Genomic DNA, 13,459 nt, shown 5'->3' on the forward strand with positions numbered 1-13,459 from the left:
AATGACGGAGACACAGGCGAAGTCGGGGAACGCGGGGACCTCGGCCAACCCGGTCGACGAGGAGGCCGCGAAGAGCGGCACGCCAACGACCGGCCGCGCGGCCGTGGGCCGGGCCACCGTCCCTGCCGATGCGCCTGCCCCGAAATTCACCCGGGCTCCCGGTATGGCCCCACCACCCGACAAGCCGACAGACGCACCGGAGGGCGACGCCGCCGAGGAGAAGGTGACCGAGGGTGGCAGCACCACGGAGGCCACCACGACCTCGGTCAGCAAGCCGTCCCCCACCCAGTCGACGGCCGCCTCTGTGGGCAAGCCCTCTGCGGGTGCCACCGGGATCCTGCCGACGGCCAGCACCAGCACGACCGGTACCCAGCCCCGGGTGACCGGGGTCGGTCCGAAGCCGGACCCGACCCGGTCGTTCGGGCTCGGCCGACCGGCGAACGGTGGTGGGTTGCCCCCGGGGGTCAGCACGGCGGTGGGTGCCGCGCGGGTCGGTGAGGCGGTACGCGCGGCGCGTACGTCGGTGAGCTCGGCTGCGTCGCGCGGGCCGCGCCGGGCCCGGCTGAACCTCAAGCGGATCGACCCGTGGTCGGTGATGAAGTTCGCTTTCGCGGTGTCGGTGGTGCTGTTCATCGTCATCGTCGTGGCGACCTCGGTGCTGTACCTGGCGCTGGACGCGATGGGCGTGTTCACCAGCGTGAACGACAGCCTCGGTGACCTGGTCAACGCGGGTGGTGGGCAGAGTACGGACGGCTTCCAGATCACCGCACGCGGTGTGATCTTCAGTTCGGCGTTGATCGGCCTGGTCAACGTCGTGCTGTTCACCGCGCTGGCCACCCTCGGGGCGTTCGTGTACAACGTCTGCGCCGACCTGGTGGGCGGCATCGAGTTGACCCTCGCCGAGCGGGACTGACTCCGATCTCCGACGCCGGTCCGGATCACCTTTCGCGGTGGTGCGGACCGGCGTCGTCGTATGCCCGGGGTAGGCAGCTGCGCCGGCCCGGGATGCCGCACGGGGGCGTCTCCCGGCGGCCGGGTCCCGCAGGATGCGGCATGCGGGCCTCTCCGGCCGCCAGGCTGGCGCGGGATGCGGCATACCGGCGTTTTCCGCGGCCGGGTAGGCGCGGGATGCCGCATCCGGTGGGATGCTTCGTCGGGGCGGTGGCAGGGGCAGTAACGTGGTGTACCCGCAACCGCTACTCGGGTAGGTTCAGGGGGCGACGAGGGGTGGCTGGCGGGCCTGGCCCCGATTTGGGGGCCGCTGGGCGGATGGGTTAACCTTGCTCGTCGCTACGCGGGGCTATAGCTCAGTCGGTTAGAGCGCAGAGCTGATAACTCTGAGGTCGCTGGTTCGATTCCAGCTAGCCCCACCGCACATGGTCCGACGGCACGTCGAGCGTGAGGGGCAGCCCCGATGTTCAAGAAGCTGTTGATCCTGGTCGGTGTCGTCGGCGTGGCCGCGGTGGTGGCCAAGAAGATCAAGGAAGCCAACGACGAGCGCGCTCTCTGGCACGAGGCGACCACCTCGCCGGATCTGCGCTGACGACGTCCGTTCCGACCTGCGGCGACAGCGCAGCCACGGGGCCCTAGCTCAACTGGCAGAGCACTGCCTTTGCAAGGCAGGGGTTAGGGGTTCGAGTCCCCTGGGCTCCACAATTCGCACCGTTGTGCCGAACGTGGATGGGCCGGCTGGGTTTTCAGCCGGCCCATCGTTGTCATTGGGGATCGACCGCCATCCCACCCGCCGCTACGACGAGCGAGCTAGCGGCGTTGCTGGTGAGCCAGTTTGGCCGCGCGGGCACGCCGGGAGCGGGACAGCACGTCCACACCGATGCCCGCGCCTTCGCCGGGCGACGCCTCCCATCCGCGGAGCTTGTCACCGATGGCTTTGACCCGCTCGTCGAGGGGGCCGGCCGCGATGTAGAACAGCGACTCGTCCACCTCACGGTCGTCGCCGCCCCAGCGCACCAGGCCTTCGCAGTCGGCGAGGATGTCCCGCAGCACCAACTCCTGCAAGGGGAAGAAGCCGCCCCTGGCGCGGGCGCCGGGTCGGATCCGTACCGCGGTGCCGGAGGCCAGGTTGGACTCGGGGCTGTGCTTGCGGACCTTCTCGGCCGGGGTCCAGCCGACCAGGTCGTTCGGCCGGATCTCCTCGATCTCGTAGTGGAATCGGCGAATCGTGTGAAGCAGGATCGCTTCGACGTCCCCGATCCACACCGGCACGCGCAGCCCGGTGCCGGCCACCGTCCGGGTCCACACCTGCGAATCGAGATCCGCGTTGACCTGGATGGTCCACCCGTTCTGCGAGGTCGCCGGCCGCTTCTGCTTGCGGATCTCACGGGCCGCCGCGGGGGCGGCGGGCAGAACGGAACTGGCGGCGGCGGCCGCGCCTGTGACGGCGGCGGTTCGGAGAACGGTTCGCCGAGTCAACCGGTAATTCATGATGTTGCCTTCCGGGTCATCGAAGCAGAATGAGGCAGAACGGCACCAGGGACGCGGCCACGCAGGCGGGCCAGTAGCGGGATCCCGAGACGGCCACCCGGCCGCGAATCCACAGGTTGACCAGGCCCCAGATCGAGGCGAACCCGCCGAACGTCACGGCGGCCAGGAGCCACCAGATCAGCATCCCATCGTTCTCGGTCGGTTCCGGCCGCGTCCATCCGAGGGTGGCCAGCGGCCCGTTGGACAGCGCGTACCAGATCAGGAACAACGGCACGACGGCCAAGACCCCCAGGAGAAGGTTCACACTGACCGCTACAAGGAGTCTTCGCATGTGCCCGATTCTTCGTCATCGATTCGCGCTAGGCGCCACGGGAGAGCCTGTTGTAATTCTCGAGGACGTTGTACAGGCCGGTCAGCTCGCGTCCGTACTGCTCGATCTTGTCTTTGTTGCTCACGGTCTTGTCACCGTTGTAGCGCTCCAGGATGAGCTGGATGTCGGTCATGCTCGTGGTGAGCGACGGGCGGGCGAGCCCGACCTGATGCGCGTTGTAGATCGTCACGTAGGCCGCCGTCGGGATGTTGTAGTGCGGGTCCTGGAGGCGATCCCACACCGCGCGCCGGTCGGTGCTCAGGTTCAGCGGCGTGCCGTTGATGATGCCCTGTTCGATGCAGTAGTTGCGGGCCTCGATGGCCACCCAGGCGAAGATCTGCCCGTAGCCGGTGGAGGAGTCGTCCCGCAGCCCGCTGCGCACGAGGTCGTCGATGATCGGATCGGTCGGATTCAGCTTGCGCAGCTCCCACAGGACCGGCGCCTGGATGAGTGCCTTGCGCAGCTTCAGGGCCCGGGCCAGGTTCGTGAACAGCCAGTCGCCCTCCATGATCCGCTCGAACGCATTGGTCGTGGAGATCACGTTCCAGGTGACCCAATCCCCGTCGAGCGTCCAGCCCTCGCCGCCGGTCTCCGGGACGCCGATCGACGTCAGGTAGGTCTGGACGTCCCTGAGCAGTGCCTCCTGGTACCGCCCCTTGTCGAGGTCCACATCGAGATCGTCGGTGTTGGGCCTTGGCGGGTCGAAATCGCCCTGACCGATGTCGCGACCCGAGGCGATGTTGTTGTCGATCTCGATTCGGCCGCTGCCGGAGCCGATCGTCGTGGTGACGATCTGGTCGTACGCCCAGTTGGTCGGCAGCGGATACCCGAGATTGCCCGAGAACCCGGACGACATGTCGGACACGAACGAGGTGACCGCGTAACCCGCGTCGGAGACTCGCTGGCAGACGTTGCGGGGACCGTAGATGCCCACCCGATAGCCGGAGAGTTCACTGACGGTGCCGTGCACGCCCCGGAAGTACGGCAGGATGTAACTGGTGACCTCGGCATCCATTGCGTCGTAGTCGACCGCGAAGTAGATGGTCGATGCCGCCTTGAAGCCGTGGATCCGGGCCCATTCGATGGCGTTGCTCGCGTCGACGCAGCCGCTGGCGTAACTGAAGTTGGTCGCGTCCCGGCCCCAGGTTTGATAGATCGGGAAACACCGCAGCCCGTACTGCTTGATCGTGGCGAGCTCGCCGGGCTGGATCGCCTTCTCTGGCAGGTCCGTCGAGGACGGGTTGTAGAGGTACCGGCCGATGTACTTGTATCCCGCCGCTTTCAGCGCTACCGCGCGATCCGGCGTGATCTTCGTCACGCCGTCACAGGCCTCGCCCTTGCGACTCTGGTCGCCGTGGGACACCAGCAGCGACGCCCACGTCTGGAAGTCCCCGGTCCCGGTCACGGGCAGTTTCACGAACGACTGGAATTCGCGCACGGCGGCCTGCACCTCGGAGGTGAAGGCGCCGAACGATACGGGCCGCTTGTTGAGCAGCATCGCCGCGGTGAAGATCTCGGCCCAGGTGCCGGCGGCGCCGAGCGACACCGGATGGGATCTCAGACCGGCCTGCGTGCCGGGCCCGAACACTCCGTTCGCGGTGCCGTCGGCCATGCCCAACTCGTACTGGATCGCCAGCAACATCGACTTCGCGACGTCACGGGAGTGGTGACCGTCGCACGGTATGACGAAGTAGTCTCGGCGGTTGACGTACCGGCCGTTGAGCCACTGCTGGACGGAGCGGATCTGGCTCGACCCGTTGTTGACGGTGACATAGGCGTCCATGTTGAGCAGCGCCTTGACCACCTTGGGTTCGAGGGATCCACCCGGGTAGGCATAGGCGAGTCCCATGTCCTGCTTCAGCCGGATGACCGATTCCTGGACCCGGGCGTTGTAGATGCCGTCGATGCCGCCGCCGTCATAGCCCTTGCAGTACAGGGCCGACTGGAGGATGCAACCGAAGATCCACGACGGAACGGTGGATGCGTTCAGGCTCGGATACTGGCTCTGCAGCGTCGCCAATGTCGTGGGACCGAAGTTGTCCGACAAGGCGGTGAGGCCCATCTCGTACTGCAGCGCCCGGGTCAGGGCGTACATCGTGGGCCATCCGGTGCGGCCGTTTTCCTCCAGCTTCGATATGCCGAGCGTCGCACCGTTGCTGTAGGTGCTGTTGATGAAGCGCTGTGCCCGAAGGACCATCTCGTCAACGTCTGCCATCTGCATCCTTCTTCGAGGGGTGTGCGACAGCATCTGGCCACAATGGAGCCAGGAATCGATCGAGTGATTTCACTGCCGTAAGCGGGACTCTACAATGGAAGAAGGTTTCGCGTTGTCCCGTCAGTCGGGCGTGATTTGCTCCCACGCGCACCTGGAGCATCAGCGGTCACAACGGTGCGACGTGCGTGTCCGGGGAGCGTGGTCCGGCCGACGAGCGACAGGCTAGCGTCGGAGCGTGAGCATCGGAACTCCCCGCGTCCTGCCTGCCGACGGTGACCTCGGCGAGGTGGCTGCCGTCCTGCGTACGGGTGGGTTAGTGGCCTTTCCGACGGAGACCGTCTACGGGCTGGGCGCGAACGCGTTGGACGCGCGGGCGGCGGCCCGGATCTTCGAGGCCAAGCAGCGGCCGAGTTTCGACCCCCTGATCACCCATCTCGCCGATGCGGCGGACCTGGAACCGCTGGTGGGTACGGTGTCGCCGGCCGTGGCGGCGTTGGCTGCCCGGTTCTGGCCGGGACCGTTGACCCTGATCGTGGATCGACCGGCTGAAGTTCCGCCGATTGTCACCTCGGGGCTGGACAGTATGGCGGTACGGGTGCCGGACCACGAGCACGCCCGCCGGTTGATCGCCGCTGCCGGGGTCCCGGTGGCCGCGCCGAGCGCGAACCGGTTCGGTCAGCTCAGTCCCACCCGTGCGGAACACGTGGTACGCGGGCTGGGTGCGGCTGTGGACGTGGTGCTCGACGGCGGGCCGACCCGCTGTGGGATCGAGTCGACGATCGTGGACGCCCGGGGGGACCATCCCGTGGTGTTGCGGCTCGGTGCGTTGCCGGTCGAGGAGTTGGAGAAGGTTACTGGCCCGGTGACGGTGCGGCCGGGTAGCTCGGGGCAGCCGGTCGCGCCGGGCACGTTGGCCGCGCACTACGCGCCGCGTACGCCGTTACGGCTGGTCTCCAGCGCGGAGTCGGCGGGTGCCGGCGGGGCGGGGCGGGGATACCTGGCGTTCCGGGACCGGCCGGCGGGCGGCTGGGCGGCGGTGGAGGTGCTCTCCGCCTCCGGTGACCTGACCGAGGCGGCGGCCCGCCTCTTCGAGGCGCTGCATCGACTGGACGCCGTCGGGGTTACCGAGATCGTCGCGGAGCCGGTACCCGACGCGGGCGTGGGGCGGGCCGTCAACGACCGCCTGCGCCGTGCCGCCGCCACCTGGCATCCCGCCCCCTGACGCCGCATCATGCACCCCTCGGCGCCGCCGGTGGCTGGCGACGACGGTGACGGACCTGGCGATGGTTACGCACCGGAGGCAGAGACGCGTCCGGCCCGACCACGTCCGGTCCGGCCATCATCGGCCGGACCAGGTCCAGCCTGCCCGGCTTCCCGGCCGCCGTCGGCCCGCTCGGTCGCCTGCTCGCCTTCGGAGCGCTGGTCGTCGGCCCGCTCGCCGTCACTCGGGATTCGCGCGACGAGCCGGGTGAGAGCGCCGTTGGCGAGGGTGGCGCCGAGCGCGGATCCGGTAGCGATGGTCCAGCCGACCGGCCCCAGCGGGGTACAGCCGAAGAACTGACTGAGCCCGGGGGTCTGCACGACCGCGGCCAGCACGCCGAAGGACGCGGCGGTGGAGGCGAGCACGGTCGGGCTGGTGCCGCCGGCCAGCACGGTCTGGCCGAGTTGGGTACCGACCAGGGAGACCAGGGCGACGGTGCCGGCGCGTCGCTGGGTGCCGGTGTAGCGGGCCAGCGTCCAGCCGGTGGTCGCACCGAGGGTGGTGGCGGCGGCGCGCAGGCCGATCTCCCGGGTCATGGTCTGGCCGAGTGAGCTGTCCGGGCCCTCGCGGAGCAGCCCGTCTGCGTGGTCGCCGCCGGGTGGCCGCACGGCGATGGCCAGCGCGGGTGCCATGTCGGTGAGCAGGTTGACAAGCAGCAGTTGGCGACCGTTGAGCGCGGCCCGGCCGGTGGCGGCGGCGGTCAGCACGCTGAACGCGATCTCGCCGAGGTTGCCACCGACGAGGATGCTGAGCGCGTGGCGGACCGAGGACCACATCGCTCGGCCTTCGACCAGGGTAGCGATGATGGTCTCCAGCCGGTCGTCGGTGACCACCAGGTCGGCTGCGGCGCGCGCCGCCGGGGTGCCCCGTTGACCGAGGGCGATGCCCACGTCGGCCAGCCGGATGGCGGGTGCGTCGTTGGCGCCGTCACCGGTCATCGCGACGGTGCGCCCGCACTTTTGCAGCGCCTGGATGATGCGGACCTTGTGCGCCGGGGTGCAGCGGGCCACCACGTCGGTGCCGGCCAGCCGCTCGGCGAGGGCGGTGTCGTCGAGTTGGTCGAGTTCGGTGGCGGTGACCACCCGCTGGGCGTCTCCGTCGCTGATGGTGGCGGCGATCGCTTCGGCGGTTGCCGGATGGTCGCCGGTGATCATGATCGTGTGCACCCCCGCCTGACGGATCCGGCGGACGGCCGGCGCGGCACTGGCGCGTACCCCGTCGGCGATGGCCAGGAAGCCGGTGAACACCAGCCCGCGTACGCCCTCGTCGGTGATGTCGGGGTCGGCGACGGTGCACTCGGCGACGGCGAGGATCCGGTGTCCCGCGCCGGCCCGTTCGCCGAGCAACCGGTGCAGTTCGGCCCGGCCCGCGTCGTCGAGCGGCTCGTCGCGTCCGGCGACGCGGTTCGCGGCGCAGCGGGGTAGCACCGCCTCCGGTGCGCCCTTCACGCTGAGCAGCAACCCACCGTCGATTTCGCCGACGCTTGCGTGGTACCCGCGCGACGGTTCGAACGGTAGACCGCCGGCGGCCCGCCAGCCGGGTGCCCCGTCCTGTTCGGTGACACCGGCGGCGCGGGCACCCCGCAGCACCGCCCGGTCGGTCTGCATGGAGAGTTCCTCTGGGTCGTCGGCGGCCGGGGTGGCGCGCAGCGCCGCCGCCAGGGTGCGTCGCAGCCGGTCGTCGAGTTGCTCAAGCGGGGCGTACGAGTCGGCGTCACCCATTCCGGCCAGCATCAGGTGTCCCTCGGTGAGGGTGCCGGTCTTGTCGAAGCAGAGCACGTCGACCCGGCCCAGTGCCTCGATGGTGCGTGGGTTACGGACCAGCGCACCGTGCTCGGCGAGCCGTCGGGCGGCGGCCAGTTGGGCGGCGCTCACCAGGAACGGCAGCCCCTCGGGCACCGAGGCGACGGCCAGGTTCGCGGCGGTCGCGGCCGTCTGGGCCAGCGGTACGCCCCGCAGCAGCCCGGCACCGGCCACCGCGACCGCCGATCCGGCGGCCATCGGGATCGCGGCGCGGGTCAGCTTGCCCAGGCGGGCCTCCACCCCGCTGACCGGTGGTGCCTGCCCGGCCAGCGCGAGACTGCGCCCGGCCTCGGTGGCGGCGCCGGTGGCCACGACCACGGCATCGCCACGCCCGGCGGCGATGCTGGTCCCCTCGTAGACCATGGAGGAGCGTTCGGCCACGGCGGCGGCGACCACCGGTTGGTCGGTCTTGGTGACCGGCAGCGACTCGCCGGTCAGAGAGGACTCGTCGGCTTCCAGCCCGACGGATGTCAACACCCGGCAGTCGGCCGGTACCGCGTCGCCGGATTCGAGCACGATCACGTCGCCGGGGACGAGATCGTCGGCGGGTACCACCCGTTCGACACCGTCGCGGCGGACCCGGGCGGTCACCGCCGAGCGGGACAGCAGCTGGGCCAGCGACTTCTCGGTGTTGCGCTGATGTACCGCGCCGACCAGCGCGGACGCTCCGACGACGCCGCCGACGAGGGCGGCGTCGACGAGCGAACCGAAGCTGGCCGAGAGCACCGCCCCGGCCGCGAGCACGGGGGTGAGCGGGTTGGCGAGTTCGTCGACGAAGGCGCGGAGCAGCCCGCCCGGGCCAGCGGCCTCACCTGGACGGTTGGCGTGTCGTCGCTGCGCCTCGGTCTCGGTCAGCCCGTTGTGGTCCGTGCCGAGCTGGTCGATGACGGTGGGCACCGGCATCAGATGCCAGGCGGTGATCGCGGGCGCGGGTGCGGCGGTCGTTTCGGTCAGCCGGCCGGCCCGCCAGACACCGTGGGCGAAGGCCAGCGCCGCCGCGCCGTTCACTGAGGCGAGGGTACGGCCGGGCAGCAGGGCCGGGTCGGCGGTGAAGGCGCCGAGTGCGCCAAGGCCGGTGCCGGCCAGTCCGATGCGCAGGTTCTGCGCGGTCATCCGCCGGGCCACCCCGGCCGCTTCGATGATCAGAGCGACAACCCGCAGGTCGGTGCCGACCAGCAGGTGCGCCCCCCACGGCGGCGGATCGTCCTGGTCGGTGAGGCCCAGTCCGCAGTCCGCGGCGGCGAGCGCGGAACGGTCGCCGGAGACGAGCATCACCACCGCGCCCTCCCGTTGCAGGGTGCGTACCGACTCGGTGAGCTGGTCGTCGCCGGCCATCAGCGCGTCGGCCGACGCGTGTCGCTGCGGGTCGCCGCCGGCCACGACGAGCCGCAGGCCGGCCTGCCGGGCGACGGCTGGCAGGGCTTCGACGCCGGGTGCCGGCTCGGGTTCGACTCGCAGTACGGCCGCGAGGGCGTCGGCCCGGGCCAGACCGAGCAGGGTTCCGCCGCGTTCGCGTAGCCGTCGGCTGTCGTCGGTGTCGCCGGGGTCTCGCACGTCGAGCCGGTCCAGCGGGCCGAGCCGCCAACCGTCGAGCTGGTGTACCTCATTCGGTGCGGTCGGTTCGAAGAGGGTGAACGCCCGGGCGGCGACCTGGGACGTGTCGACACCCGGCAGCGGGGCCAGGTCGGCCAGGACACCCCGATCGGAGCCGAGGATCCGGGCGTCCAGCACCAGCGTGTCGATGCGGTCGAGTTCGCGGAGCACGCTGCGGTCCATCGCGATGACGCCGCGTCGGGCGAGGATCCGGCCGAGTTGGGCCGCGTACCCCTCGCGTCCGCTGCCCGGCGCCTTGGGCAGCGCGGAAAGGCCCAGAGCGGCGGCCCGTTTCGGGCCGACCACGGGCGTCGCCGCGGCGAAGGCCGCCGCGCCACTGGCGAGCATCCGGTTGATGTACCGCTCGACGGAGCCGTCGGGTTTCGGGCAGGGCCGCTCGAAGGCGGGGGTACGGGCGACGGCGCGATCCGGCTCGCCGGTGAGCCGCGGTTCGGCCTTCTCCCAGGCGCGCAGCTGGGCCAGCCCTTCACCCCACTGGACTATCCGCTGTGCGCCGTCGAGCACTATCCCCGTCCAGCCGCCGGTGAGGCCCTGCACCACCGCCTCGGCGAGTGGGAAGAGAACCTCGGCGCGGGGGTCGCGGCGTAGTCCCAGACCGGCGAGGGCGTGCAGCTTCGGGTGCAGGTCGATGGCGCTGAGCAGTCCGGAGACCTCACCGGGAACCGGGGTGACGGGCAGGATCCGGGTGGCTGCCGAGATGGTCAGGCCGAGCGCGTCGGAGGCGAGGGCGCCGAGGGTACGCGGGGTGCGTGGTCCCTCCTCGGGTGGGTGCGGCGGCGGGATCTCCGGATCCGGTTCGTGTGGGCAGGTGCGTTCGACCCGGGCGATGGTGGCGACCAGTTCGCGTACCTTGGGTCCCGGTGTGTCGACGGCGACGACCACCCGTCCGGAGGGCGCGTTGACCCGCGCCCAGTTGACCCCCGGCATTCGTTCCAGCGCCGTCTCGACCTGGCGGGCGAGAGTGTCGCCGCCGTCCTGGCAGACGCCGTGGACCTCGATGTGGTGCCGGCCTGGGCGGGACCACACCCGCCGGCTGGTCAGCCCGGCCGCCCGGGCGAGCCGGGTCGCGGTGGCACCGACGCGGCGGGAGGCGGCTTCCACCACCGGAGGTACTCCGACGGCGCCAAACCGCATTTTGCCTCCCACCGTTCGTGCCCGGCGGCCTGGCTTCCCGGCCGGACGTCCCTTATGCCCAGCCGAGCTGGGAAAAGTTTCCTGCTCGACCGGGCATGGACGGCTGCGGCGGAGGAATCCGAGGTGGGCGTCATCGGTACGGGGAGGCGAGATGAGTGCGCTGACACGACAGCTCAGTGGAACCCGGGAGTCGTTGCAGATGTTCACCCGCCGGGTGAATGTGCCGTGGCTGGGGGAGGTGGCGGTGCCGCCGCCGGACAAGCTGACCTACTACGCCGGCATCGGGGTGCTGACCGTGCTCCAGGTGATCGAGTGGCCCTTGGCGCTGGTGATCACGGCCGGGCACCTGCTGGCCGACCAGCATCTGTCCGGGCTGGCCAAAGGGCTGGGCGAGGCGCTGGAGTCCGCCTGAGGGTAAGCCGCGTCACCCTTGACCTGAAGACTGGTTGAGGTCCGAGGCTTGCCTCATGCTGATCGCCCCGTCGCCGGTACGCGCCGAGTCGCTCTTCGCCCCTCGACTGCGGGCCATGACGGTGGGCAGCGTGGCGCTGGTCTCGTTGCTGGCGTTCGAGGCGCTGGCGGTCGGCACCGCCATGCCCACGGTCGCCCGTGCCCTGGACGGTCTGGCGCTGTACGGGATCGCCTTCGGTGGCCCGTTCGCGGCCGGCGTGGTGGCGATGGTGCTTTCCGGTATCTGGTGTGACGCCCGCGGTCCACGTGCGCCGATGTGGTCCGGTCTCGCCGGGTTCGTCGCCGGGTTGCTGCTCGCCGGTGCCGCCACCGACATGGCGACGCTTGTGGTGGGTCGGATCGTGCAGGGCTTCGGCTCGGGTCTGCTGTCGGTGGCGCTGTACGTGATCGTCGCGCAGGCGTACCCGGAGCAGTTGCACCGCCGCATCTTCGCCGCGTTCGCCGCGGCCTGGGTGGTCCCGTCGCTTGTCGGTCCGGTGGTGGCGGGGTTGGTCGTGGAGCACGTCGGCTGGCGGTGGGTGTTCCTGGCGGTGCCGGCGGTGGCGGTGCCGGCGGTGCTGTTGATCCATCCGGGGCTGCGGTCGATCGGCGTGGCCGGCCCGGTCCGCCGTTCCGCCGGGGCGCTGGCGCGAATCGGTTGGGCCTGCGGGGCGGGGGTGAGCGCCGCACTGTTGTACATCGGGGGTCAGCAGCGTGGCGCCGCCGCCGTGTCGCTTGTCGGGATCGCCCTGGTCGGTCTGCTGAGCTGTGTTCCGCGACTGCTGCCGACCGGGTTCCTGCGGGCCGGTCGCGGCCTGCCCACCGTGGTGGGACTGCGGGGGTTGGCCTCGGCCGCGTTCGTCGGCGCCGAGGTGGTGATCCCGTTGATGCTGTCGCGGGAGCGGGGGTTCACGCCGACGGCGGCGGGGCTGGTGCTGACCACCGGGGCGCTCTCCTGGTCGCTCGGTTCGTGGTTGCAGGCGCGGATTCGGTCACCCCGGTCCCGGGGCACTCTGCCGAGGGCCGGTCTCACCTGCATCACGGCCGGTACCGCGGTGGTGGGCGGCTGCGTGATCCCGGCGGTGCCGGTGTGGGTGGGCATTCTCGGCTGGGCGGTCGCCGGGCTCGGCATGGGTCTGCTCTATCCGTCGCTGTCGGCGCTCACCCTGGAGCTGTCGGCGCCGGGCGAACAGGGGCGTAACAGCTCGTCCCTGCAACTGTGCGACTCGCTCGCGTCGGCGACGGTGCTGGCGCTTACCGGTGCGGTGCTCGCCGCCGGCGCGGCACCTGGACGGCTCGACTACGGGGTCACCCTCGCCGTGGCGGCCGGACTGGCGCTGCTCGGTGCCCTGCTCGCCGGCCGGGTCGTGGCTGCGCCGCGATCGGCGTCGGTCTGACCCGGCGCGGGTGCCTGCTGATCGGCGCCGGTCTGACCGGGCCGGCTGCCTCCTGACCAGGGTCGGGCGGCGGGCGGATTGGCCGAAGCGGCGGTGTGTGAAGGCGGCAGCCGGCAGGATGAGCTGGCGATGACCTTCCTGACGCTGCTGCCGTTGGCCGTGGTGATGGTCGCCGGCACCCAACTGGTGGCGGCGGTCTTCTTCGCCTCGTCCGACCGGCCACGGGCCGCCTCGCTCGGCTATCTGGCAGGCGCGGGGCTCGTCGTCCTCGGTGGTACGACGGTGGCCTGGCTGGCGGTCCGCCTATTCAAGATCAATTTTACAGGTGCGGGGCGGGGCGCCGTTGAACGATGGCTCGACTGGCTCGTCCTGGCGCTGCTCGCGGTGCTGGCGGTGGTCGTGTTCCTGCGCCGGCACTCGGGGCCGCCGCGGTGGATGGGCCAGCTCCAGCACGCCGGTCCCGGGTACGCGTCGAAGGTGGGCCTGCTGCTGTTCCTGGGCATGCCGTCCGACGACCTGACCATGGCCACCGTCGGGGCCAGCGCCGCACGGCACGACCTGCCGTGGTGGCATCTGCTGCCCTTCGTGCTGCTCACCCTGACCCTGCTCGCCCTTCCGCTGCTGGCCCTGGTGCTGCTCGGCCGCCGGGCGGCGGTGCTGCTGCCGCGAATCCGGGACTGGGCGAACAGCCACTCCTGGCTGGTCAGTGAGGCCGTCATCGTGCTCTTCGCGGTGCTCACCGCATTCGACCTGGTGAAGTGAGTCGGCTCACAG

The 13,459-nt window shown here is 70.8% G+C and carries 10 protein-coding genes and 2 tRNA genes; 8 read left to right on the top strand and 4 right to left on the bottom strand.

Going from position 1 to position 13,459, the window contains the following annotated elements; translation table 11 throughout:
- Nucleotide 1: 1 nt before the first annotated feature.
- The 4 genes from AB0J93_RS12445 to AB0J93_RS12460 all read left to right on the top strand — a co-directional run bounded on the left by AB0J93_RS12445 (nt 2) and on the right by AB0J93_RS12460 (nt 1,653).
- Nucleotides 2-913, top strand: a complete 912-nt coding sequence (locus AB0J93_RS12445) for a DUF3566 domain-containing protein (RefSeq protein WP_363921077.1) — start codon at nt 2-4, stop codon at nt 911-913.
- A gap of 383 nt (nt 914-1,296) precedes the next feature.
- Nucleotides 1,297-1,370 (top strand) — tRNA-Ile (locus tag AB0J93_RS12450).
- A gap of 44 nt (nt 1,371-1,414) precedes the next feature.
- On the top strand, nt 1,415-1,543 hold the full coding sequence (locus AB0J93_RS12455) for a DLW-39 family protein (RefSeq protein WP_210822541.1): 129 nt from the start codon (nt 1,415-1,417) through the stop codon (nt 1,541-1,543).
- A gap of 37 nt (nt 1,544-1,580) precedes the next feature.
- A tRNA-Ala gene (locus AB0J93_RS12460) sits at nt 1,581-1,653 on the top strand.
- Nucleotides 1,654-1,761: 108 nt separating this feature from the next.
- Here AB0J93_RS12460 and AB0J93_RS12465 read toward each other — a convergent pair.
- Genes AB0J93_RS12465 through AB0J93_RS12475 form a run of 3 tightly spaced genes read right to left on the bottom strand, consistent with a single transcriptional unit; the run spans nt 1,762 to nt 5,027 of the window.
- Nucleotides 1,762-2,442 (bottom strand): hypothetical protein, encoded by a 681-nt coding sequence (locus AB0J93_RS12465; protein WP_363921079.1) that lies wholly within the window; start codon nt 2,440-2,442, stop codon nt 1,762-1,764.
- A gap of 16 nt (nt 2,443-2,458) precedes the next feature.
- Nucleotides 2,459-2,773 (bottom strand): hypothetical protein, encoded by a 315-nt coding sequence (locus tag AB0J93_RS12470; RefSeq protein WP_363921081.1) that lies wholly within the window; start codon nt 2,771-2,773, stop codon nt 2,459-2,461.
- A gap of 28 nt (nt 2,774-2,801) precedes the next feature.
- Nucleotides 2,802-5,027 (bottom strand): glycoside hydrolase domain-containing protein, encoded by a 2,226-nt coding sequence (locus AB0J93_RS12475; protein ID WP_363921083.1) that lies wholly within the window; start codon nt 5,025-5,027, stop codon nt 2,802-2,804.
- Nucleotides 5,028-5,286: 259 nt separating this feature from the next.
- On the opposite strand from AB0J93_RS12475, the gene AB0J93_RS12480 reads away from it, so the two are divergent.
- Entirely contained in the window at nt 5,287-6,249 is a 963-nt protein-coding gene (locus AB0J93_RS12480) for an L-threonylcarbamoyladenylate synthase (RefSeq protein WP_363921533.1), read from the top strand.
- A gap of 65 nt (nt 6,250-6,314) precedes the next feature.
- Here the strand turns inward: AB0J93_RS12480 and AB0J93_RS12485 are convergent, their stop codons facing one another.
- A complete protein-coding gene (locus AB0J93_RS12485) occupies nt 6,315-10,838 on the bottom strand; it encodes an HAD-IC family P-type ATPase (protein WP_363921085.1) in 4,524 nt (1,507 codons plus the stop codon).
- 151 nt (nt 10,839-10,989) lie between these two features.
- Here AB0J93_RS12485 and AB0J93_RS12490 point away from each other — a divergent pair, with 151 nt between their 5' ends.
- The 3 genes from AB0J93_RS12490 to AB0J93_RS12500 all read left to right on the top strand — a co-directional run bounded on the left by AB0J93_RS12490 (nt 10,990) and on the right by AB0J93_RS12500 (nt 13,447).
- On the top strand, nt 10,990-11,250 hold the full coding sequence (locus tag AB0J93_RS12490) for a hypothetical protein (RefSeq protein ID WP_099852556.1): 261 nt from the start codon (nt 10,990-10,992) through the stop codon (nt 11,248-11,250).
- A gap of 55 nt (nt 11,251-11,305) precedes the next feature.
- Entirely contained in the window at nt 11,306-12,685 is a 1,380-nt protein-coding gene (locus AB0J93_RS12495) for an MFS transporter (RefSeq protein ID WP_363921087.1), read from the top strand.
- A 129-nt stretch (nt 12,686-12,814) separates the two neighbouring features.
- Nucleotides 12,815-13,447 carry a GAP family protein gene (locus AB0J93_RS12500; protein WP_363921089.1) on the top strand — a complete coding sequence of 211 codons (633 nt, stop codon included), beginning with the start codon at nt 12,815-12,817 and terminating at the stop codon, nt 13,445-13,447.
- Nucleotides 13,448-13,459: the final 12 nt, after the last annotated feature.

The sequence above is a fragment of the Micromonospora sp. NPDC049374 genome (genome assembly GCF_040677165.1).
Classification (GTDB): Bacteria; Actinomycetota; Actinomycetes; order Mycobacteriales; family Micromonosporaceae; genus Micromonospora.